20 protein-coding genes are annotated in these 22,953 nt (G+C 34.1%); 7 read left to right on the top strand and 13 right to left on the bottom strand.

Annotated features, from left to right (window positions below; genetic code table 11):
- Positions 1-50: 50 nt before the first annotated feature.
- The 7 genes from N4A35_15665 to pyrR all read right to left on the bottom strand — a co-directional run bounded on the left by N4A35_15665 (position 51) and on the right by pyrR (position 7,190).
- Positions 51-1,676, bottom strand: a complete 1,626-nt coding sequence (locus N4A35_15665) for a T9SS type A sorting domain-containing protein (protein ID MCT4582849.1) — start codon at positions 1,674-1,676, stop codon at positions 51-53.
- A gap of 58 nt (positions 1,677-1,734) precedes the next feature.
- Complete coding sequence (locus N4A35_15660) at positions 1,735-2,811, bottom strand: endonuclease (protein ID MCT4582848.1); 1,077 nt, start codon at positions 2,809-2,811, stop codon at positions 1,735-1,737.
- A 136-nt stretch (positions 2,812-2,947) separates the two neighbouring features.
- On the bottom strand, positions 2,948-3,559 hold the full coding sequence (locus N4A35_15655; GenBank protein MCT4582847.1) for a carbonic anhydrase family protein: 612 nt from the start codon (positions 3,557-3,559) through the stop codon (positions 2,948-2,950).
- Between the two features lie 12 nt (positions 3,560-3,571).
- Positions 3,572-5,233, bottom strand: coding sequence for a SulP family inorganic anion transporter (locus tag N4A35_15650; GenBank protein ID MCT4582846.1), 1,662 nt, complete (start codon positions 5,231-5,233; stop codon positions 3,572-3,574).
- Positions 5,234-5,330: 97 nt separating this feature from the next.
- Complete coding sequence (locus N4A35_15645; protein ID MCT4582845.1) at positions 5,331-5,642, bottom strand: hypothetical protein; 312 nt, start codon at positions 5,640-5,642, stop codon at positions 5,331-5,333.
- 80 nt (positions 5,643-5,722) lie between these two features.
- Positions 5,723-6,655 carry an aspartate carbamoyltransferase catalytic subunit gene (locus N4A35_15640; protein ID MCT4582844.1) on the bottom strand — a complete coding sequence of 311 codons (933 nt, stop codon included), beginning with the start codon at positions 6,653-6,655 and terminating at the stop codon, positions 5,723-5,725.
- Positions 6,642-7,190, bottom strand: coding sequence for a bifunctional pyr operon transcriptional regulator/uracil phosphoribosyltransferase PyrR (pyrR, locus tag N4A35_15635; protein MCT4582843.1), 549 nt, complete (start codon positions 7,188-7,190; stop codon positions 6,642-6,644). Before pyrR ends, N4A35_15640 begins: the two co-directional genes overlap by 14 nt.
- A 138-nt stretch (positions 7,191-7,328) precedes the next feature.
- Here pyrR and N4A35_15630 point away from each other — a divergent pair, with 138 nt between their 5' ends.
- The 4 genes from N4A35_15630 (at position 7,329) to N4A35_15615 (ending at position 9,242) form a co-directional block, all read left to right on the top strand.
- Positions 7,329-7,598, top strand: coding sequence for an ATP-dependent Clp protease adaptor ClpS (locus N4A35_15630; protein ID MCT4582842.1), 270 nt, complete (start codon positions 7,329-7,331; stop codon positions 7,596-7,598).
- Between the two features lie 2 nt (positions 7,599-7,600).
- Positions 7,601-7,888, top strand: coding sequence for an antibiotic biosynthesis monooxygenase (locus N4A35_15625; protein MCT4582841.1), 288 nt, complete (start codon positions 7,601-7,603; stop codon positions 7,886-7,888).
- A 69-nt stretch (positions 7,889-7,957) separates the two neighbouring features.
- Complete coding sequence (locus N4A35_15620; GenBank protein MCT4582840.1) at positions 7,958-8,491, top strand: hypothetical protein; 534 nt, start codon at positions 7,958-7,960, stop codon at positions 8,489-8,491.
- Between the two features lies 1 nt (position 8,492).
- Positions 8,493-9,242, top strand: a complete 750-nt coding sequence (locus N4A35_15615) for a hypothetical protein (protein ID MCT4582839.1) — start codon at positions 8,493-8,495, stop codon at positions 9,240-9,242.
- Positions 9,243-9,251: 9 nt separating this feature from the next.
- On the opposite strand, the gene N4A35_15610 is transcribed toward N4A35_15615, so the two are convergent.
- The 4 genes from N4A35_15610 to N4A35_15595 form a co-directional block, all read right to left on the bottom strand.
- Complete coding sequence (locus tag N4A35_15610; GenBank protein MCT4582838.1) at positions 9,252-9,719, bottom strand: CYTH domain-containing protein; 468 nt, start codon at positions 9,717-9,719, stop codon at positions 9,252-9,254.
- 62 nt (positions 9,720-9,781) lie between these two features.
- A complete protein-coding gene (locus N4A35_15605; protein MCT4582837.1) occupies positions 9,782-10,867 on the bottom strand; it encodes an acyl-CoA desaturase in 1,086 nt (361 codons plus the stop codon).
- A 4-nt stretch (positions 10,868-10,871) separates the two neighbouring features.
- Positions 10,872-13,703 (bottom strand): CocE/NonD family hydrolase, encoded by a 2,832-nt coding sequence (locus tag N4A35_15600; protein ID MCT4582836.1) that lies wholly within the window; start codon positions 13,701-13,703, stop codon positions 10,872-10,874.
- A gap of 62 nt (positions 13,704-13,765) precedes the next feature.
- Positions 13,766-14,566 (bottom strand): M15 family metallopeptidase, encoded by an 801-nt coding sequence (locus N4A35_15595; GenBank protein MCT4582835.1) that lies wholly within the window; start codon positions 14,564-14,566, stop codon positions 13,766-13,768.
- 89 nt (positions 14,567-14,655) lie between these two features.
- Between N4A35_15595 and N4A35_15590 the strand changes: the two genes are divergently transcribed.
- The 3 genes from N4A35_15590 to N4A35_15580 all read left to right on the top strand — a co-directional run bounded on the left by N4A35_15590 (position 14,656) and on the right by N4A35_15580 (position 20,472).
- A complete protein-coding gene (locus N4A35_15590; GenBank protein ID MCT4582834.1) occupies positions 14,656-16,320 on the top strand; it encodes a SulP family inorganic anion transporter in 1,665 nt (554 codons plus the stop codon).
- A 104-nt stretch (positions 16,321-16,424) separates the two neighbouring features.
- Positions 16,425-19,457 (top strand): PKD domain-containing protein, encoded by a 3,033-nt coding sequence (locus N4A35_15585; GenBank protein MCT4582833.1) that lies wholly within the window; start codon positions 16,425-16,427, stop codon positions 19,455-19,457.
- 7 nt (positions 19,458-19,464) lie between these two features.
- Complete coding sequence (locus tag N4A35_15580) at positions 19,465-20,472, top strand: PorP/SprF family type IX secretion system membrane protein (GenBank protein ID MCT4582832.1); 1,008 nt, start codon at positions 19,465-19,467, stop codon at positions 20,470-20,472.
- Here N4A35_15580 and N4A35_15575 read toward each other — a convergent pair whose 3' ends face one another.
- Both N4A35_15575 and mgtE read right to left on the bottom strand, forming a co-directional pair.
- Positions 20,473-21,411, bottom strand: coding sequence for a hydroxyacid dehydrogenase (locus tag N4A35_15575; protein ID MCT4582831.1), 939 nt, complete (start codon positions 21,409-21,411; stop codon positions 20,473-20,475).
- A 30-nt stretch (positions 21,412-21,441) separates the two neighbouring features.
- Complete coding sequence (mgtE, locus tag N4A35_15570) at positions 21,442-22,791, bottom strand: magnesium transporter (GenBank protein ID MCT4582830.1); 1,350 nt, start codon at positions 22,789-22,791, stop codon at positions 21,442-21,444.
- Positions 22,792-22,953: the final 162 nt, after the last annotated feature.

Below are 22,953 nucleotides of genomic sequence, written 5' to 3'. Positions count from 1 at the left end.
TTATTGTAATATCAGTGTTTTTTTAACGTGTTGCTCTTTCAATGGTTGCTTTATTTAATGATTTTTTGTGTTTCATAATTACCATCATTAAATGTAATTCTTAATGAATATACTCCTTTGGAAATAGTCGCTGTGTTTATTGTGTGTTTTTGGGTATTGATACTTTTTTGTGAATGAACCAATTTACCACTAAGATCGAACAATTCAATTTGTTGTATTGCTTTAGCAGCAGTTAAGTGGAGAACAGTATTAAAAGGGTTAGGGTAGAGCAGTGTCGAAGTATTTGATTTGTTTTCATTAATTGATACATAGCCATCATACTTAATATCTAAAATAGCTTGTTGATTGACAGAATTAGTATTATAAAAATTAAAGTAGTTATTCGAACTGGCATTATCATAATGAAGTCTAAATTGAGTGAAACCAGAAGAGGAGATATGTTGAACTAAATTAGCGGGAATATCAATTCTCATCCAAGCATTGTTTTCATCAACTGTTCCATACGTACAAGCGTTTGCACTAGCATCAGGGATGGCATTAAAATCGTCAATTTCTAGTTGCAAATTAGCTCCAAAGTGTCCTGATTTAATTGCTAGGGTCAACTCTTCTCCAATTAGATTACTTCCATTTAAACCAGCTCTTTTGATAAAGATGGAAGCGCTTGCAATATTTTTGGTTGGATCTAACCATGAAGTGTTAAATGTAAGTACTCCTTTAGTTGCTCCTATCGCTAAAGAGTCGGAGGTCGCAGAATTAGCAGTGACTGTTCCATTTAAAGTGGTGTCATTAGCCAATAATGTTGCGTCTGCATTTCGGATGGCTTCCCAATAGTATTCTTGAAAATGTCTTTTAATAAAATGCTCGTAAGCATTATTATTTAAATGAAAAGAATCTGTTCCTCCAAAATTTAAACAAGCAGTAGGAGATGGATAGTTGGGTAATCCATTAGGAACAGTTAAAGATCCAGCGGCATAAGTTCCACCTGGTGCAACAGTTAAAGGAGAGTTTTGTCCATACGTATTCTGCATGAGTCCAAGATTACTCACAAATTCAACATTATTCCATACAGCTGCAGAATCGATAAAGAGGTTGGTTACCTCAATTAATACAGCATTCAGTTGACTTGCAACAGGTTGTCCCATATCACTCCATTGGTCATAGAATGGATGCTGATTGGGAATAATAAAGTTTTGAATGGTTTCCTCAAAGTTAGGATAGTCATAACCAGAAAGAAGTATTTTTATGTTAGGGTTGATGTTGTGAATAAGATCGATTCCTGCTTTTATATCAACCATTAAAGTATGATAATCTTGTTGGTTTTGAGCAGGGGTGTTGTTAACGTGATAAGTACCTAAAATATCGTTACCCCCTAAGCTAAAATGAACATATTCTATGGTTGGGTTATCGTTTAAGGCATCTGTAAGTTCTTGAATTCTACTAGCTGTAAAAAAGTTGTCAGCTTGTGTTCCATTTACACTTAAAGTACCAGTACTATATGCTTTTTTATCTGAGAGGCCAAAACGATTAAAATTTTCATTATAAGAATTATTAGACCAGCTAAAAAATGCCCAACTATCTCCTAAAACAAGTAATTTCCTTTCGTCATCATTGCATTGACCATAAGAGAAAAAAGTAGAGAGTATGATTGAACTAATAAAGAGTACTGTTGTTTTCATAAAAATAAATTTTATTCATTGGTTGGTATTCAACAATAAAAAGAGAAAAGTTAATGTATTATTGAACAATAAACTTTAGCGTATTGGAGACCTTGTGATTTAAGGATACCAAATAAATTCCTTTTGGTAAGTCAATAGCAATCTTATTTTCATTGGGATGAATTGTGGTTTGCATAATTTGTTTTCCAATCATATTGTAAATGACTACAGCAGTAGGGACCTTAATATTAGCAGTAACATTTAAATGACGATTAGCGTACCACGCTTTAGAAATTATTTTTGCTTCTTGATTAATTCCTGCAAGCGGCCCAAAAACCATTGGTGCAAACTCAGGATGGTCAATATATGGGTTTCTGTTTCCTTGAATTTGATAAACTCGATTATTCCTATCAATTTCTTTTTGACTTACAGGATCATTCGCAGCCCATTCAGTCAACATGTTTTCTGCCCATGGTGTAAATTGTGCAACAGTGGTTCCTCCACTTCCTACAACCATATCGTTATTATTCCCATTATTACTGTTAAATGCTTGAAAGCGGTAACGAGTTAACATGTAAAAGTAGGAACGAGCAAAATCTCCTTTGTATTCATCAATAGGTTCAAAGACTTTAGGGTTGTTAAAAGAACTAGAATAGCCAGGATAGTTACAAGTTCCAGTTTTAGAGCCATTATCAGAAGTCCAAGATACATTACCAACTTCACCAAAAGAATAGTTGCCTCTTTTATTATTAACATAACCATCTGTAGGGTAGATATGGAACAAATCTGTATAAAGAGGAGCAACGTCATTAAACCAAGATTTAGGCATAGAATGTTCACGATTGTAACAGTCTCCTTCGCCACTATAATTACCACATTTATCTGTATTATAAGTATGGTTATATGGATTGGTGCCATTTGGATTGTCTGAATACATGTCCCATATATAGTTAGAGCTTGGGCGTTTATCAGTCGTATTAAAATGTGTCCATAAGGCACTGTATGATTGAGAATTATGATTCTTAATAATATTATATAATGCTAACCTTAAATCGTCACCATTTAAACCATAAGCGTTATCATAATACCCAGCAGGTATTTGCCCAAAAAAGGATAAGGTTAAGAAAAGGGATAAAGTAGATAAAATATATTTCATAAAATGATTAAGTAATGGGTGAGTGATTACTATCGTAAATCCTATTAAAAGTAAAAAAGGCTTTAGATTAGAACCTAAAGCCTTTTAAGTATTGTAAGATTCGTCTTACAAGATAACAATAAAAATTCAATTGAGTTTATAGGAACGTTACTTTTCCTGATGAAACGTCATAGTTTGCACCAACAATTTTAATTTCCCCATGCTCTTCCATTTCTTTTAGAATTGGACTTTTTTCTTTTAATTCTTTGATTGAATTATGGATGTTGGATACCACTACTTTTTCAATGTTTTCATTAGTTAAATCTGCTTCAGTAGAGATGTGTTGACCAACTGCAGGTTTAATTTTAGACAATAAAGCTGTAATATTTCCAAGTTCAACTCCTTTGCAAGCTGAAGTAACAGCTCCACATTTAGTGTGTCCTAAAACTACGACTAATTTTGAGCCAGCAACTTTACATGCATACTCCATTGAACCTAAGACATCTTCGTTAATGATGTTTCCTGCTACTCGAGTACTAAAAATATCACCAATTCCTAAATCGAATACCAATTCCATAGGAACTCTAGAATCAATACATCCTAAAATTGAAGCAAAAGGATATTGCCCTTTACTAGTAATTTCAACTTGATCTAGAAGAGTTCTAGGGGTAGCTTCGTTGTTTAAGTAACGTTCATTTCCTGCTTTTAGCATGTCTAATACTACATCAGGAGTTAAAGCGCTTTGAGTCTCTTTAGTTTGTGTGATCATAATGTGTAGTTTTTAATCGTTGTTAATTATTTTAAAATGTTGCAATGGTTCTTCTTGCTTATCCTCATTCAAATCTATGAATTTTACTTCAATATTTCTACTCGATGCATTGATTTCGAAATCTTCTAGAATTTCAATAACATCACAGTGTATAAAATGGGTGTTTGATGCATCAATAGTTACTTTACTATCATCTGGAATTTGTTCTAATGTTTTTAAAACAGAAGCTTTATTTAAGAAAGTAACATCCTCAGACAATTGTATAGTAATATCTCTATTTCCATCCTCATCACTTTTGATAATTTGATGAGCGACTTTAAAGTTGTTTCTAAGGATATAAAAAATAGAAACCACTAGTCCTAGTGCAATTCCCCAAAGTAAATTAATACCAATGATAAATATTATTGTTACAATGAATGGAATAAATTGTCCCCAGCCATCTTTATACATCATTTTAAATAAACCGATGTTGGCTAATTTATAACCGACAACTAGAAGAATTGCTGCTAAACACGATAAAGGAATCTTGTTAAGTAACCAAGGTAATAATAAAACAAAAACAGCTAGAAAAACACCATGTAAAATAGAAGACATTTTTGTTTTTCCACCAGAGTTGATATTTGCCGAACTTCTAACAATTACTTGTGTTACAGGTAGTCCTCCTATTAAAGAAGAAACAATATTACCAGCCCCTTGAGCAAATAATTCACGATTCGTTGGAGTTACCCTTTTTAAAGGATCTAGTTTGTCAGTAGCTTCAACACAAAGCAATGTTTCTAAACTTGCTACAATAGCCATTGTAAATCCAATTAAATAAATACGTGGGTTAGCTAATATGCTGAAATCTGGAAAAGTAATTAACCCATAATAAGGTAAAGCACTATCGGCAGCTTTAATATTCACTAAGTGATTGTTTTGTCTTACCTGATCATTAATGACTTCCATTTCATTTTCTAAAACGAGTTCAGGGAAGTAGATGCCGAACATTTCATTGATCATTATTCCTATTCCAACCACAACAAGCGGTCCAGGTATAAGACCAATGATTTTATTTTTTTTCATGAATTGTTGTTGGAAGAGGATTAATAGTACTAAAGATACAACAGTAATGATTATAGCTCCATAACTAGGGTTTTGAATGGAGTACATAATCTCAGAAAAAGTGTTATGCCCATCTGATTGGAAGAATGCCCATTCTCCTTCTGGATTTTTGTCCCATCCAAAAGCATGGGGAATTTGTTTCAATATTAAAGTGATCCCAATACCTGCTAACATCCCTTTTATTACAGAAGAGGGGAAATAGTAAGCAATAATACCAGCCTTTAAAGCTCCTAAAACAAGCTGAATAATACCAGCGATTAAACCAGCTACCAAAAATGCTTGAAAACCAGCAGTCATATCAAAATCACCTTGGGCATTGGTTCCTAATTCTTTTATGGAGTCCGCAACTATTACTGCAAGACCAGCAGCCGGACCACTAACACCAAGAGGTGAGCCACTTATTGCTCCCACAATTATACCTCCTACAATTCCTGCTATAATTCCAGAGAAAAGAGGTGCTCCAGAGGCTAATGCAATACCTAAACATAGCGGTAATGCAACCAAAAATACAACGATACTTGAGGGAATATCATATTTGAGGTTTTTTAATGGACTAATATTACTTTTATTCATTTTTTATTTATTTTAATTTTTGTGATATATCAAGATACGATCAATTAAAAGTTTAACCTTAATTGATACAGCGAAAGTGGGGGATAAAAAGAAATAATTATACTTGGGGCGGTTGGAGAGGGGTGTCGTGAAAAGAAGTAAGTAATCGAATTTTCTTACACGAAAAAGCATGGTAGAACATAAAAGAATTAGAAGTTGTAGTTACTAATTGTTTTAAAAAGTGCTTTTCATCAACATCATCTTCTAATTCACTTTCTTCTGAGCTTTCCTCTTCTAAGTTTTCACATAATTCTATAACATTGTCAATATACGTTTTATAAAGTTTTACAACAGGCTTACTAGTTACTATTATTGTTAATATAATAACCAATAAAACTTGAAAAAAACGATATTTAAATAAGTTATTCAATGATAGAATGAATTAAAGTGCAAATATAATTTTATTTTTTGACATGCGGGAGTTAAAAAATATGTACTTGGGAATAATTATTAACTCCGTCCAATTTTTGATGCTAAGAGGTAAATAACTGCCATTCTGATTGCGACTCCATTTTCAACTTGATCTAAAATAATAGCTTGTTCAGAGTCTGCAACTTCACTTGTAATTTCTACACCTCGATTAATTGGTCCTGGGTGCATGACTACAATTTTTTTAGAAAGGCTATCTAATAATTCTTTTGTTAATCCATATTGTAATGAGTATTCACGAATGGATGGAAAATATTTAATGTCCTGGCGTTCCAGTTGAATCCTTAACATATTAGCAACGTCACACCATTCTAGCGCTTTTTTCAAATCGTGTTCTACTTTAACGCCTAACGACGAAATATATTTGGGAATTAGAGTTGCTGGACCGCATACCATGACTTCTGCTCCTTGTTTTTGTAACGCATAGATGTTAGAAAGAGCTACTCTTGAATGTTTGATATCTCCAACAATTACGACTTTTTTGCCTTTAACTGTACCTAATTTTTCTCGAATTGAATAACTATCTAATAGGGCTTGAGTAGGATGTTCATGTGTCCCATCTCCAGCATTGATAATCTTAGCGTCAATATGTTTGGATAAAAAGAGATGTGCGCCTGGATTAGGATGCCTCATAACAACCATATCTACTTTCATTGCCAAAATATTATTCACAGTATCTATTAACGTTTCTCCTTTTTTGACACTACTTGAAGCCGCTGAAAAATTAACGACATCAGCTGAAAGTCTTTTTTCGGCTAGTTCAAAAGAAAGTCGAGTCCTTGTCGAGTTTTCGAAAAATAAATTGGCAATGGTAATGTCTCTAAGCGTAGGGACCTTTTTTATTGGTCGATTGATTATTTTTTTGAAACTATCTGCTGTTTCAAAAATAATTTGAATATCATTTTCTGTTAAATCCTTAATTCCTAATAAATGATTTACGCTAAGATCTTTCATCTGTATTATATAAAATAACTTTATCTTGTTGGTCTGTCTCTTTCCATTGAACTTCTACACGTTCAGTAGCTATAGAATCGATAGATTTACCAATGTAGTTTGGTTCAATAGGTAGGTTTCTACTAAATCGTCGATCAATAAATGCCATTAACTCAATCTCAGAAGGCCTTCCATACCCTAGTGCAGCTTCCATTCCTGCTCGAACAGTTCTTCCTGTGTAGAGTACATCATCTACAATGATGATACGTTTGTCTTCTATTGAGAAGTTTAAATTGGTTACACTAGGAATCAATGGGTGGCTTTTTCGCCTAAAATCATCTCTAAAAAAAGTAATGTCTAAAGCGCCAGTTAGAGGAGAAACTCCTGTAATATTTTCTAATGTCTTTTGTAACCTATTGGCTAAATAAATGCCCCTTGGCTGAAGTCCTATTATAGCGGAGTTGGAAAAGTCATTGTGGTTTTCAATGAGTTGAAAACAAAGCCTATTGATAGTCAGTTCGAACTGTTCTGGATTTAAAATTATAGAAGGCTCCATGATTTTATTATAGTTGAACAAATGTACAATGAATTTCAATATGATTTTAAATAATTTAACCATTTTTTTCACGCTATTGAACCATTTTGAATTAAATTTGTACTAGAAAGCAGTAAAAACGCCTTAAAAAGGAAAAAGATGCAAGTAGAAACGTTGGAGAATGTTCAAGCTGACGAACAGATCGTAGAGATTAAAGACATTATATTATACAATGATGATGTGAATACATTTGATTATGTTGCAGAGTTATTAATCAAGTATTGTAATCATCAACCTTTACAAGCAGAGCAATGCGCATGGATTGTTCACCACAATGGTAAATGTCAAATAAAGAGAGGGGAGTTTAAGGATTTGAAGCCAATTTGTCAGGCATTATTAGATGGTGGTTTGTCTGCTACAATAGAGTAAATATGATTACAAGAATAGTTAAGTTAACGATAGACCCTGCAAAACAAGAGGAGTTTATTAAATTATTTGAAGAGAATAATCATCATATTAAAGCTAGAAAGGGGTGTGTAGGAGTGGAGCTATTACAAGATCAAAAATATCCTAATATTTTTTTTACCTACAGTCATTGGAAACATGAAGATGACTTAAATGCTTATAGAAAATCGGAAGTTTTCGGGGGGATTTGGAAGGCCACAAAAGCTAAGTTTTGTGGAAACCCAGAAGCATGGACCACCAAATCCATTGCTTAATTAAGTCTAGTATTTGAGAAAAAACGTAATTATTCCTTAATTTTACAGATCAAAATATAAAAAAGTAACGTGGCAACAGTAGAAAAAAATAAAGTATTGAATCAAATCATTAAAGACTTTCAATCAAGTGATGTCGAAGTCGTAATGAAAGCATTAAAAAAAGTAAGGGATAAAGGAAAAACGACAATATTAGAGCCTTTATTCGACTTGTTTGAGGAGACTCAAGAAGCAACTGTCAAAGCTGAAATTAAAAGTATCTTAGCTGATATTAAAGACTCCTATGCTTTAGAAGTAATTGTAGATAAACTAAAGTCAGGGTCTGAAGGGTTAAATGAAGTTTTATTGTTTGCTTTATGGAACAGTAACTTAAATGCTGTTGATTATATTCCTGAAATTGTTGAGGCGGCCAAGTCTGGAAACTATATGATTGCTTTAGAGGCTTTAACAGTAATTGAAAATTTAGATGGTCCTTTTTCTAATGAAAAATTAACGGAAGCTCAATTTATTCTAAATGAGTATTTTTCAGAAAATCTAGATGAAAAAGAAGCTTTAATGCGTTCAATCTTAGATGTTGTTTTAAAGTTGGAAGATACCGCATACTAAGATGTTACTCAAGGTACTTAAGGTTATAGTTGTTGGAGCAGTACTACTTGTAGCTGGTGTAGGGATTTTTTACTTTTCTACTAACGAAGAACGGCCTTCCATTAAGGAAGCTACAGTTCAAGAAGCTGATAATATGGCGCGAAAAATGTTGAGGGCTATTAATAAAGAGGCTTGGGATACTACTCGTGTTGTTCAGTGGTCATTCAAAGATCGACATCATTATATTTGGGATAAAAAACTAAATTATGTTCAAGTAAAATGGGAAGATATTGATGTCCGCTTAAACATAGATAATCGATCTCAGTACCAAATTTTTAAAGGTAAAGAAGTACTCACTGACCCCATTAAGAGTAAAGAATTAGCTGTAAACGCCTGGGAGTATTTTTGTAACGATTCTTTTTGGCTAAATGCTCCAGCTAAAGTATTCGACCCCGGAACTAAACGTTCTATCGTTATTGAAGATGGAAAAAAAGGGTTAATGGTTTCTTATGAGTCTGGTGGTGTTACGCCTGGAGATGCCTATTTATGGTTTTTGGATGAGCGTTTTTTACCTTATAAATATAAAATGTGGGTCTCAATTATACCTATAGGAGGAACTGAAGCTACTTGGGCAAAATGGGAAGAGTTACCAACAGGAGCTATGGTAGCTACAGAACATGAGATGGCTGTTTTCAAAATCTTAATTAAAAACTTAAATTCAGCTCAGTCTTTAGAAGAGTTAGGAGTTGAAGAAAATTTGTTTGCTTTTTAATTTACTGAATTACCATTGACAAAATGGGTGTTTTTGTAAATTGTTATTATAATATTTAAGTTCTCCAGTAACCTCTTTATCAATCCACGCAGGAAGTTCAAATTGCTCTTGTTCACTTTCAAGCTCTATTTCAGCAACAATAAGCCCCTGGTTTAACCCAGAAAAAACATCTACTTCCCATGTATGATTTTTATATGGAATGAGATACCTTGTTTTTTCGATAACGTTGTGCCCAAATAGCTTGATGAGTTGTTGGGCATCTGTTATAGGAATTTCGTATTCAAATTCGTGTCTTGTAATTCCTGTTACTTTACTTTTTATGGTCAAAAAACCTTTGTTGCCCAATATTCTAGCTCTTACTATTTTTTCAGAGTCACTAGTAATGTAAGTTTGGCTACAAAAATGAGCATCATCATTACTGAGATACTTGTTTATTTGTTCGTTAACTAAAAATTTTCGTTCAATTTCCTTGGCCATAAAAATACTATAAAAAAAGCCAAGATATTTGATATCTTGGCTTTGTGAATTTGTTTTAACCGTTATATTGTTCCTTTTCCTAATCGATTTAAAAGCGAAAAATGACTTTTTAATGCAGTATAAAAAGTAGGGTGGGAATAATAAGGAACTCCATATTCTTCGGCAGTTTCTTTTACTATTTTAGAGATGTCTTTGTAATGAACATGGCAAATGTTTGGAAATAAATGGTGCTCAACTTGAAAATTTAAACCTCCAACATACCATGAAAATAATTTACTATTTTGCGCAAAATCACTTGTTGTTCTCAATTGGTGAATAGCCCAGTTACTCTCAACACTTAGGTTTTCGTCAGGGACATAAAAGTCCGTCTCTTCAACAACATGGGCAGGTTGGAAAATATATGCTAAAATCACTCCTCCTATAAAGTGCATCATTAAAAAACCTAGAACAACAATCCAAGCTTTAACATTTAATACTACTAGAGGTAATACTAAGAAGATTAAAACATAAACTACCTTTTGAAGAATAATAGTGATTAAGGCTTTTCTTAAGTTTGTTCCTTGACCTTTTAATAAGTCTTTTTTATGGTACCTAAAAACCCCTTCTATATCTTTACTCACTAACCAATAAAACGTCATTAACGCATAAAAGAAAGTCGCATAATAGGCCTGAAATCGGTGTAAAGATTTTCGTTCTTGATTTGGACTCATTCTAAAAACTTGCGTATTAATATCTTCATCATAATGTTCAATATTGGTATAAGTATGGTGTAGTACATTATGTTGTATTCGCCAATTTAAGTCACTTCCTCCAAGAATGTTTAGCAAATACCCCAAGGATTTATTGACATTTTGATTTTTAGAATAGGCTCCATGATTGGCATCATGCATTACAGATAGTCCAATTCCTGCTAATCCCCAGCTCATTAAAAACCACATTGCTAATGTTCCCCATGTACTGGAGTTAAAAACGGTTAACATTAATACAAAAGGAATAATGTACAAGCTAATCATGAATACCGTTTTAAAAACCATATTGGCATTGGCATACTTAGAAATATTATTGTCTTTAAAATGTTTGTTTACACGTTTTCTAAGAACTTTGTGAAAATCAGGGCGATCTTTGTGGTTGAACCGAATTGGATCCATAAGTTTATTGTTTTACAATTTTTTGTGTACTAATAATTCCATCTTGATTTGAAATGGATAATAAGTAAACACCAGTTGGCAAATGTACTAAATCTACGTAATTTATTCCCTTAAGGTTATTTTCTTTTTTAACAATTTGATTCACTAAATTAGTAAGTGTATAATTATAAGAAGTGTTAGAGTTGTTATTGTCTATATAAAATCCATCTTTTGTTGGATTAGGATAGGTATTAAATAGATATTTTTTTTCAACGAATTGATCTGAAACATAGTCATTGTTTCTTACTGGAAGTACAATCTGTGTAGGTTCAGCAGCTGAAAACTTAATTTCTTGCTCAGCAATTCTGGGAGAATACGTTGTCTGGTTGAATAAGTAAGTCTTTCCATCATTAGGCTCTCTTCTAAAAAATGCACCATCTTCAATTGGAATATTAGAATTGGCTTGATATCTTGGCCAGTTACTGCTACTAATCAATACTTTCATCTTGTGCTGATGACCAAAACTGTAGGCTATAGGTAGCAAGTTAAATTCATATTCATAAACTTGTCCAATATTAATATTGGTAAAGGGGAGGTTTATATTTTCGTTATTATTGGCAAGCGATTTTGCATAGTCTCTAGCTCTTGCGTTAATAGCTCCCTCTACAACAAAGTATTCTCTTCCATCAGGATATACATCAATTATACGTACAAAGAAATCAGTGTCGGTAAGTCCGCTTGTTGTTCCGTTAGGTGTTGTTTGGGCATATATTTTTGCTTTGGGAATACCTACAATAGTTAATGAGTCCTCAATCAAAGCAGTTTCAAACTGTAATACATCTGGCCTGTTCATCGTGTAGGATGAAAAGTTGGGGTCAGCATAATTCATTGGACCTGCACTAACTCTATCTAATTGTGGAGTAGGAACAGCGAGGTTTCCACCTCCAACTGTTATCACAGGAGCGTTAGGGTTATGACTATAACTTAAAGAAGGTTCAGTTGTATTGGGACTAATAGTGTCAATTGCTCCACTTGAATGTAAATAATAAGTCTTGTCTTCTATACCTGTTTGAAGCGGGAATACATCTGTACTGGTCCAATAGTTTCCTACAGTTGTATTTCCTGGAATACCATCATTAACTGGTCCAGGAACATAATACCTGATGTTGGGGATTGCCGAATAATCTACAGCAGGAGTAGCAGGAGTGTTTAAGGCAGCTTGCCCAGGAGTTTGGTTGGTCGAATCTGTTGGTATATCTAAAGGGTATGGAATAATAGTCGTGCCTTGTCTGATTTCTGTAGGCATAGCTTGTAAATCCTGATATCCACCCAAGAAATTAAGGAAGTCCGAATATTCAATATAGTAATTTTCTGAAGGAATTCGCACGTCATAAGTGCCAACGTTTTGCCATGTATCACTTTCTGGAATAAGTACTTTTGGTTCACCGATAACTTTACCATTTTCATAATTTAATAAATAGCGCAACCAACTGGCAACTTCTCCTTGGACAACCCCACTAAGGTTGGTAGCACTTACATTAGCTACATCACCAGCTATTTGAACATCAAAAACACTAGAAGGATAGTTAATGTCAGCAACAGAATCTTGACCGATAGTAGCATGAGTCCAAGGTCCAATAACCAATTTTTGATTCGATTGAACTGTGAAGTCGTTGTGCTCCATGATATTTTGGTATGTTTCAATTTGACCATCAATAAAAATATCCCACCAACCTGTTAAATGGTAAACAGGTAGTGATAGGTTTTCGTATCGATTATGCAGACCGTTTGCGTCTGACTCTCCTAAACTATTAATTCTAGCAAAGGATCCATCCATATCAGATCGGTACATATAATTAGGGTGCATTGGAGAATTGCCATTAGGGTCTTGAATAACAGAAAATTGATCAATTGCTAAGTTAATAATAGAATCACCTGATAAATTACCATAATCATAGATAGAGTGAATGTTGTTATGAATACTTGTGTCACTAGGGATCGTATCTACTACATCTTCCATTTGTCCTTCTAACCAACCTTGCATCAAGGCTCTCCTAAATACTCCATTGTTTTGAACGGTAGAGTTATAGTATTCGAGCGTTGAGACAATAGGCATTAGACCTTTTAAACCATCTGTAGATGGATTGTTTTTTAATGCAGCAGCTCCTTGATATTGAGTGTTTCCTAATGCCGAAGCTCCAAACATGGCCAAGCTACCATTATATATTTTGTCATTCGTCTCATTAATACCATCATTGTTTAAGTCAAAGCCTTTGTATAAGCTGTCAATGATAAATTGAATAGAATTTTTTCCATCTTCATGATAAATGGCATTATGATCATCATTTAATGCTGTGACATCTAAAACATGAGAAATATTTGGATGGTAAGCATCTTTTTTCCAACTATCACTGTACATTGGGAAATAAACACCTTCTGAAGTATACCTTCCTCTCATGTCTTGTAGCGCATATCCATAACCCAAAATGTTCATTAACACTCCAAATTCATCATAACTTCCCTTCCCATAAGGAGTTCTAGTAAAAACCATTGGGAGTTGATAAGGATTGGGATTAGGCTGTCCATTAATAGAGTCGTAAACGAATAATTGAATTCCTTTGGGAATAATTTCTACAGAATACGTAGAGCCAGATAAAGGAATGTCAGCAGTTAAACTATCAGAAGTAATAGGAAGGTAAACATCTGTCATTAATTGTGTCCCATCATTCATGGTAAAAGGGACAGTTGTGTAGGAAGTAAATTCTTCTATTTGATCTAATTTACCATTGTTATTTGATTGTGAGAAAGAATAGAGGGGGAAAGCAAAAATGCTTAAGCAGATGTATAGTCTTTTCATAGTATGTAATTTATTTATACAGAATCGACAAATTACAAAAAATGAAAGATAAAAACAATGTCTTATGTTTCAACAATTGGGAAACCTTCAATTATTTGATAAATCTCATAGGCTTTTTTTCGATAACATGAGTTAAAATGCCACCATTCAGTTTGTATATTAAAGAATTTGGCCTTAGTCATAACTTTTCGCAATAATTTTCTATTCTCAATATGTTGTTGGGTAATAACACCTTGTTCCAACATTAGTTTTTCTTTTGTAGGCCAAGCTTTAACACCAATATAATCGTATGGAGCTCCCATGTCTAAAGGTTTTAAGGAGTCGGTATTATAGATGGTGATGTCAACAGCAGCACCAAAATTATGAAGAGAACCTCTTTTTGGATTAGAAACAAATTTAACTTTTTCATGCAGAGGCAAATCCAAAATATCCCACATATATTGTTGTATGGAGCGTGGGCGAAGGCCATCATAAATTAATAAAGTAAGTTTGGGATTAATGGCTTTCAGAAACTGTTGAGCATGAAGCAATTTTTCAGCAACATCTGGCTGTAAAAAACACTTTTCTAAACAACCATACATATCTTTTTTCATAAAGTTGTCCTCAGATGAGTATTTTAATTCAACTAATATTGAGGAATCCAATGTTTGAATATCAACTAAACCTTCATTTTCTAAATAAGTTTCCCATTCACAAATAGGAGGGGGGACAATAATACTATCAATCGCAATAATAGTAGTGTCTTGAATCGTTTTTTTACGTTGTGTTGTTGTAAACGAATCAGAAGGAGTTGGTGCCGGAGAGTTACAACTTTGTAAAGTGATGATCAAAAATATTCCTAAAAATGATTGGTAAAGAAACATAATCCGAAGGTATCAAAAAAATAGGTAAAAAGAATACGGCTATTCAAGAAAACAACTTTATCTTTGCAAACTTTTAAAAATAAACACAAATGTTAGAATTAATAAAGAAACAAACAGCCAACGCTAAAGATGATATTTTATCAGGATTAACCGTAGCTCTGGCTTTAGTTCCTGAAGCTGTAGCTTTTGCTTTTGTTGCTGGTGTAGATCCTTTAGTAGGATTATATGGAGCTTTTATAATGGGATTAATTACTTCTGTGTTTGGTGGTCGTCCAGGGATGATTTCTGGAGCAACAGGTGCAATGGCGGTTGTAATGGTTGCGTTGATTAAAGGAGGAAATGAGGTAGGAATGAATATGGAAGTTCCAGTAGAAAATTTAGGACTTCAATATTTATTTTTAACGCTATTACTTGTAGGAATAATCCAAATTAGCGCAGGGTTATTTAAGTTAGGTAAGTTTGTAAGGTTAATACCACACCCCGTAATGATGGGATTCGTTAATGGGTTAGCAATTGTGATCTTTTTATCCCAGTTGGGAATGTTTAAGACCTTTGAGTGGGATGAGTTTGGAAAAAGAGTCGTTAATCCAGAAACAGGAGAGTATGTAAAACATTGGCTCACAGGTACAACTATGTATATTATGGCTGCATTGGTTGGTTTAACTATGCTTATCATGTACTTTTTACCTAAAATTACAACAAAAATACCCGCTGCATTAACAGCAATAATTGTAGTTGCAGGAATCGCAATTTTTGGTTTGTCTGATTATGATATTGCAACAGTAGGTTCTTTTATTAGAGATGGTGGAGGAGAAGGATTAAAAGGAGCATTTCCATCATTTAGTGTAGAGATGTTTACCGCAGTACCTTTAACATTGGAAACGTTCTATTTTATCCTCCCTTTTGCATTAATTCTAGCAGCTGTAGGTTTGATAGAATCATTAATGACATTAAATTTAGTAGATGAATTAACCGAAACTCATGGAAATGGGAATAGAGAATGTATTGCACAAGGAAGTGCTAATATGTTGAATGGCTTTTTCGGAGGAATGGGAGGCTGTGCTATGATTGGTCAGTCAATTATTAATGTGAATTCAGGTGGTAGAGGTCGTTTATCTGGTATTGTCGCATCTGTAACCTTATTAATATTTATTTTATTTGCATCTAAATATATCGAACAAGTTCCTATTGCTGCACTTGTAGGGGTAATGTTTATGGTTGTTATTGGTACGTTTGCATGGTCAAGCTTTAGAATTTTACATAAGATACCTAGAGCAGATGCATTTGTTATTATTTTGGTTTCAACGCTAACAGTTATATTTGATTTAGCAATTGCTGTTATTGCAGGTGTAATTGTTTCAGCTTTAGTGTTCTCTTGGCAAAATGCTGTAAAAATTAGAGCAAGAAAAAGAATCAAAGAAGATGGAACAAAAGTTTATGAAATTTGGGGACCATTGTTTTTTGGATCTATTCAAAATTTTAATCAAAAGTTTGATGTAGCCAATGATCCTGAAAAAATAGAAATAGATTTTATTGAATCAAGAGTTAGTGATCATTCTGGAATGGAAGCAATTACTAATATTGTTGGAAAATATGAAAAAGCTGGAAAGTCAGTTAAGTTAAAGCATTTAAGTCCTGATTGTCAAGCCCTATTAATCAAAGGAGATCGTCATTTTTCCGAGTTAATAGAGAAAGATATTGATGACCCTAGGTATTTTGTGGTAACAGATCAAGAAGAGACTTTTGCACTTTAATTCATAAGTTCTCTACTTTAAATCAACTCCAAGTCGAAATATTTTTGAAAGCAACTTTAATTGATTAAATTCGTCTTTTTAAATAAGATTTAAAGAATTTCATCATGATAAAGAATGCTTTTGTAATACTTCTTAGTGTTATTTCTCTAAATAGTTTTGGACAAGCTGTTTCCAATGGTAGTTTCGAAAATCCTTCTAGTCCATGTCCTGCTGGTTTAGGAAGTATTGATAACGCTACAGATTGGTCGAATACTTATAATAACGTAGTAGGGGATACTTGTAGTTCAACAGACTTATTTAACACGTGTGGTTTGGCAGGTGTTGTAAGTGTTCCTAACAATTTGGCTGGAAGTCAAACTGCTCATTCAGGCAATGCTTATGCTGGAATTCTTGTTTATGGAGAACCTGTAGGGCAAAATTATAGAGAATATGTTCAAAACCATTTAACAGCTCCTTTAGTAGCTGGACAAACCTACTGTTTGTCTGTATGGGTAAGTTTAGCTGATAACTCTCACTTTTCAATAGCAAATTTTGGGGTGAAATTTACTCCAACTCCAATAAATATTTCTTGTACAGGAATAGGTAGTACAGCTTTATCTGATAATGGATTTACTCCTGATGTTTCCTATTCAGGACCTCAAGTAGACGACACTGATTGCTGGACATTATTAACATTTGATTATACCGCAACAGGAGGAGAGGAATATGTGACTTTTGGTAACTTTGAAAATGCAGGAGGAACTACTACAGCTCCCAATGTCCCTGCTTCAACACTGCCTGGAGGTATCGGTTTCTCTGGGGAAAATAGTTCTTATTATTATGTCGATGATATGGAATTAACAGCAGGTACCTGCTGTAATGCCGCAATTGATTATTGCGGAGATGGAACCCTATGTACAACAGATTCTCCTGTAAACTTTACTGGATTTGTATCAGGAGGAACATGGACTGGAACAGGGATTACGAATGCATCTGCAGGGACTTTTGACCCCGCAACAGCAGGAGCAGGAACTCACACGATTACACATACACTTCCTTGTGGAGATGTAGAAACATTGGATATTACAGTAAATGTATGTTTAGAAGTTTGTGTAGAGTCTAATGGAGATTTTACTGTTTCAAATGGTACTGGACCATATACTTGGTCTAACCAAACAACAACTGTTGATTGTAGTGGATGTCCTTTAGGAAACTGTATTCCTAATATTTGTGATGGTGTAACTGTAATATCTTGGGTGCCATTTGGTAATGGTGCAACAATAACTCCATCAGGATCTTTCCCTATTCAAGTAGAAGATGCTAACGGACAAACATTTGAAATTGCTAATGCAGGAAGTTTACAAGCGTGCTCATCAACACCTCCATGTGATTCTACAATTAACCCTTTTGGACCGTTTTGTACAACAGATTTAGCTAGTAATTTATCTGCTGTGACAGCTGGAGGTACTTGGTCTGGAACTGGAATAACGAGTGGAACAGCAGGAACGTTTGATCCAGCGACAGCAGGAGCTGGTACACATACTATTACTTATACATTGACTTGTGGATCAACTAATACCATTGATGTAGTAGTCAATAGCTGTGGTAACCCGGTTGCAAGTTTTACTGCATCGAACACAGTATTGTGTGAAAATGATTGTATTGATTTTACCAATCAAACTACCGGAGTAGGAAGTAGTGCGACGTATAGTTGGACATTTACTGGAGCTACGACTGCATCTTCAACAGACCAACATCCAACAAATATTTGTTATCCTGCTGTAGGGACTTATGCTGTAAGTTTAACAGTAACAGATAATGGAAATACTGATGATACTACTATTACAAGTTATATTACTGTATCGAGTTGTACGGGAGTGAATGTAGATTTTACCCCATCTGATGATACCATTTGTCAAACAGGATGTGTTACATTTACTAATAACTCAACAGGTTCTGGTATTGCTAATTTTGGTTGGAACTTTCCAGGAGGAAATCCATCAACTTTTGTCGGAGTAACTCCACCTCAGGTATGCTTTGCCAATCCAGGTTCTTATCAAGTGACGTTAGTAGCCGCAGATGCAAGTAATAATCCATTAGGGACTCAAGATGTAACTATTGTCGTTGAGCCATGCTCTGTTCCAACTGTAAACTTTACGGTATCTCAACAAAATATATGTGAAAATGATTGTGTAAACTTTACCGATCAAAGTTTTGGAATAGTAGGTTCTGCTACCTATAGTTGGAGCTTCCCTGGAGCTAATACACCTACCAGTACATCGCAAAACCCAACGAATATTTGTTATCCAAATATTGGGACCTATGAAGTTACACTAGCTGTAACAGATGCTAATGCAACTGGCGATACAACAATTACAGGATTAATTACAGTATCTGAGTGTGATCCACCAGTACCATCATTTACAATTTCAAATAATAACATTTGTTTAGGTAGCTGTATTGATTTTACTAACACCAGTACCAATTCAGATAGTTACGAGTGGATTTTTGATGGAGGGTTCCCTGGAGGATCTACAGACGAAAACCCAACAAATATTTGTTTTAATACAGAGGGAGTGTTTAATATTTCTTTAATTGCATTCAACTCTTTGACCAGTGATACTATCATACAGACAGTAACAGTATCACAACCTCCATTATTAACAATAAGCGATGATGTAACAATTATCCAAGGGACGAATACTGTATTGTCGATCGAAACTGATGGAGTAAGTTATGTATGGACTCCTACAACAGGGCTTTCATGTGAAGATTGTTTATCGACTGTTGCAGAACCCGATTCAACAACATTATATACGGTAAGTGTTATTGCTGATAATGGTTGCGCTGTTACAGCTGAGGTATTGGTTACTGTAGTCACTATTGAAGCGATAGGTGTTCCATCTGCTTTTTCTCCAAACGGAGACCAGGTCAACGATATCTTATTTGTTGAAGGTGCTGGGATTGCTAAAATGAATTTTAATATTTATAACCGATATGGTCAAAAAGTATTTGAGTCTAATGATCAAGATTTTGGTTGGGATGGTAAGTTTAAAGGAAAAGAAGAAAATCCAGGTGTTTTTGCCTATACCTTAGAATATGTTTTAAATAATGGAGAAACAGGGGTAATGAAAGGAAATATAACATTAGTAAAGTAATATTTGTATGAAAAAGTATTTATTAATCTTTATGGTAACACTGTTTGTGTCGTTAATAGTTTGGGGACAACAGGATCGACATTATAGTATGTTTAATGAGTCAACAATGGCTTTAAATCCTGGTGCTACTGGATTATTTCCTGGAGATGTACAGTTGTTTTTAGGATATAGAAATCAGTGGAGCGCTATTAACCCTAATATGTTTAAGACAACTTCTGGTAGTATAGATGCTAAAGTCTATCAAAAAGATAACTATTATTTTGGAGCGGGTATTAACTTCTATAATGATGTTGCAGGAGATAGTTTTTTGAAGACAGGGATTTATAATTTAAGTCTGAGTGCAGGTGTAGAAATTGATCGAGATCAGTTTTTGGCAATCGGTTTTCAACCTACTTACTATCAACGTTCTATAGAGCTGGGGCAAATGACTTGGGGAAACCAATGGGCAGGAGAGCAATTTAATATCTTACAACCATCAGGTGAAGCAACATTTGCAGAAAGTATTGTTCAATTTGATTTAAATTCAGGAGTGTATTACTATGGACAGGTGCAAGATAACTTGCTGTTAACATTTGGAGGTTCTGTAGGACATATTACAAGACCTAATGTTGGGTTCTATACCCCTGATGAAAAAATTTATAGAAAATATATTGTTAATGCTTCTGCAGAATATGGAATACCTAATTCTAAGATTTATATTGACCCAAGTGCTTATTTTTTGAGACAAGGTCCTAATCAATCTGTTGCACTTGGAAGTGATATTAAATACATGTTTAAGGAAAGCTCTAAGTATACAGGATATTATGATGAAAAGTCGTTCTTAGTAGGACTATACTATCGTTCCTCAGATTCTTTCTATTCAAAAATAGGATTAAACTGGGCAGGAATTTCTTTTGGAGCTGCTTATGATATTAATATCTCTTCCTTGTCATTAGCGACTAACGGTATGGGAGGAATGGAGTTCTTTTTACGTTATCGTATAGGCTTTGAAGGAAAGTACAATGGGTTTAAATAACTAGAAAAAGGCTGAGATAATCTTTTCTACGAGAACTTTACCCATTTTATATTTAGCCTCATGTGTCCAACCGGCAATGTGAGGGGTAATAACAGCTTTTGGGCTATTTAATAAGTAGTTTAATGGGGCAGGAATGTTATTCGCTTCTAAAAATTCAAAGCTGCTGCTTTCGTATTCCAATACATCTAAACAAACTCCTAATACTTTTCCTGTTTTAATGAGTTCAACAACATCTTGGGTTACTAAAGATTTTCCTCTTGCTGTATTAATAATATATATAGGCTTTTTGAATTGAGTAATAAAATCTGAATTTACCATTTCAATTGTTTCTGCTGTTAATGGAGTGTGGATACTTAAAATATCTGTTTGTTCAAATAGTTGATCAAGCGTTACTTCTTCAACATTATCACACCCAAAGCCAGAAATGTATTTATCATAGGCAATCGTTTTTACTCCAAAACCGCTAAGTTTTTTGGCAAATGTACTTCCCATATAGCCATAGCCAAGAATACCAACAGTTTTTCCCTTTAGCTCTATCCCGCGATTATCCTCCCTTAACCAAACTCCTTGTTTTACTTCATTAATTGCTTTGTTCAGGTTGTTAAATAGAGTAAAGAGCATTCCAATAGCGTGTTCTCCAACTGCATCCATGTTTCCCTCAGGAGAACGAAATACTTGGATGTTATTAGTTGTACAATAGTCCAGATCAATGTTCTCTAATCCAGCACCAGGACGTCCAATAAACTTAAGTTGTTGAGCTTGTGATAATAAATCCTTATTCATTTTAAGGCGGCTTCTGAGTAGAATTCCATCATAGTCTGATATCACGCGCTTAAAACTTTCATAAGAAGTCGTTTTATGGTCAATTAATTCACAATTGTATTGTGCCAATGTTTCGACAATAATAGGATGAATATCATCAAGAATTGCAATTTTCATAACGTTAAAAGTATTAGAGTGGTAACACTGTTAGAAAAAGAAAAACCAAGCGATTGAAAAGTAAATTAACTGTCCAATAATATCGTTGAGTGTTGTAATAAAAGGGCCTGTAGCTAAAGCCGGATCAATTTTTCTTTTGTGTAAGATTAAAGGGATTAAGGTGCCAAAAATCCCAGCAAAAACAATGACCGAAAATAGAGAAGTAGCAATGGTCAAACTTAATTTTAATTCAGCTTCAGTAACAATGGTATAAGCAAAAATTAAAATACCTAATACCGTACCATTTAATAATGCAACTCCCAATTCTTTAAGAATTTTTTTGGTTGTAGAATCCAAAGAAAGCGAGTTGTTAGCTATACCTTGAACAATGATGGCAGATGATTGTACCCCTACATTACCACCCATAGCTCCAATTAAAGGGATAAAGAATGCTAATACAGGTAAAATCTTTAATTGCTCGTCAAAGCTTCCTATGACTAAAGAACCTAAAATTCCACCAAACAATCCAACAAGTAGCCAAGGTAATCGAGCTCTAGTTAGTACCCAAACTGTATCTTTATCATCTACACGTTCAGAGATACCACTGGCCATTTGGAAATCCTTTTCGGCTTCCTCTTTTATAACATCAACAATGTCATCAATAGTGATACGTCCCACCAGTTTATTTTCAGCATCAACAACTGGCATTGCAACCAAATCGTATTTTTCCATGAGTTGGGCAACTTCCTCAGAATCCGTTTCTACAGAAACGGATATAGGTTCTTTACGATAAAGGTTCTTTATTTTAGTTTTATTATCAGCATAGAGAAAACTCTTAAGAGATAATGTCCCTAGAAGTTCATTATCATCATTTACAACGTATATGGTATAAACATAAGACGTTTCTTCAGCTTGTAAACGAAGTTCTAATAGACTCTGCTCAATTGTCCAGTTAATGTTTGTTACAATGTATTCTGTAGCCATTAAACCTCCTGCAGAGTCTTCGTCATACTCTAATAGCATAGATATCTCATCAGAATGCTCTTCGTCTTCTATTTGAGATAATACACGTTGCTTTCTGTATTCGGGAAGATCTTGAATAATATCTGCTGCATCATCTGATTCTATATTATCCAGTTGGGTAGCAATCTCCTTAGCTGATAAAGAGGCAAGAAACTGCTCTCGAATATCCTCTTCTAACTCCACTAATACTGAAGAAGCTTGATCTTCGTCTAATTGACGATAAATAAATTGAGCTTCCTGTAAATTGACCTGATCTAAGATTTCTGCAATATCAACAGGGTGAAGTTCGCTTATGTTTTCTACAACAAAAACAGAGTTCCGTTCTGCAACAGCAGTACTTATATCATCTAAAAACTCTTTTGTTAATTCAAACTGCATAATACTTTGACCAAAATTAGCGATGCAAAATTAACAAAAATATAGAAACGATAAACTAACAATGCAAAAGTAAAAAGAAGTGTATGGCTTTTGTGAATAGGAATAAAATAGAATTTAATTGCAAAAAAAATCTACTTAACGATATGTTTTGTGTGAAAAAAG

Source organism: Flavobacteriales bacterium (assembly GCA_025210295.1).
Taxonomy (GTDB): Bacteria; Bacteroidota; Bacteroidia; order Flavobacteriales_D; family Parvicellaceae; genus S010-51.
The sequence above is the reverse complement of the archived record's forward strand: the minus strand, read 5'-3'. Positions and strand labels throughout refer to the sequence as shown.

What these genes read in the sequence shown, in the direction of transcription:
- N4A35_15615 (MCT4582839.1), top strand. Translation starts at nt 8,493, where the DNA reads ATGTTACTCAAGGTACTTAAGGTTATAGTTGTTGGAGCAGTACTACTT.
- N4A35_15600 (MCT4582836.1), bottom strand. Translation starts at nt 13,703, where the DNA reads ATGAAAAGACTATACATCTGCTTAAGCATTTTTGCTTTCCCCCTCTAT.
- N4A35_15640 (MCT4582844.1), bottom strand. Translation starts at nt 6,655, where the DNA reads ATGAAAGATCTTAGCGTAAATCATTTATTAGGAATTAAGGATTTAACA.
- N4A35_15660 (MCT4582848.1), bottom strand. Translation starts at nt 2,811, where the DNA reads ATGAAATATATTTTATCTACTTTATCCCTTTTCTTAACCTTATCCTTT.
- N4A35_15655 (MCT4582847.1), bottom strand. Translation starts at nt 3,559, where the DNA reads ATGATCACACAAACTAAAGAGACTCAAAGCGCTTTAACTCCTGATGTA.
- N4A35_15585 (MCT4582833.1), top strand. Translation starts at nt 16,425, where the DNA reads ATGATAAAGAATGCTTTTGTAATACTTCTTAGTGTTATTTCTCTAAAT.
- mgtE (MCT4582830.1), bottom strand. Translation starts at nt 22,791, where the DNA reads ATGCAGTTTGAATTAACAAAAGAGTTTTTAGATGATATAAGTACTGCT.
- N4A35_15605 (MCT4582837.1), bottom strand. Translation starts at nt 10,867, where the DNA reads ATGGATCCAATTCGGTTCAACCACAAAGATCGCCCTGATTTTCACAAA.
- N4A35_15580 (MCT4582832.1), top strand. Translation starts at nt 19,465, where the DNA reads ATGAAAAAGTATTTATTAATCTTTATGGTAACACTGTTTGTGTCGTTA.
- N4A35_15610 (MCT4582838.1), bottom strand. Translation starts at nt 9,719, where the DNA reads ATGGCCAAGGAAATTGAACGAAAATTTTTAGTTAACGAACAAATAAAC.
- pyrR (MCT4582843.1), bottom strand. Translation starts at nt 7,190, where the DNA reads ATGGAGCCTTCTATAATTTTAAATCCAGAACAGTTCGAACTGACTATC.
- N4A35_15665 (MCT4582849.1), bottom strand. Translation starts at nt 1,676, where the DNA reads ATGAAAACAACAGTACTCTTTATTAGTTCAATCATACTCTCTACTTTT.
- N4A35_15575 (MCT4582831.1), bottom strand. Translation starts at nt 21,411, where the DNA reads ATGAAAATTGCAATTCTTGATGATATTCATCCTATTATTGTCGAAACA.
- N4A35_15630 (MCT4582842.1), top strand. Translation starts at nt 7,329, where the DNA reads ATGCAAGTAGAAACGTTGGAGAATGTTCAAGCTGACGAACAGATCGTA.
- N4A35_15650 (MCT4582846.1), bottom strand. Translation starts at nt 5,233, where the DNA reads ATGAATAAAAGTAATATTAGTCCATTAAAAAACCTCAAATATGATATT.
- N4A35_15625 (MCT4582841.1), top strand. Translation starts at nt 7,601, where the DNA reads ATGATTACAAGAATAGTTAAGTTAACGATAGACCCTGCAAAACAAGAG.
- N4A35_15595 (MCT4582835.1), bottom strand. Translation starts at nt 14,566, where the DNA reads ATGTTTCTTTACCAATCATTTTTAGGAATATTTTTGATCATCACTTTA.
- N4A35_15590 (MCT4582834.1), top strand. Translation starts at nt 14,656, where the DNA reads ATGTTAGAATTAATAAAGAAACAAACAGCCAACGCTAAAGATGATATT.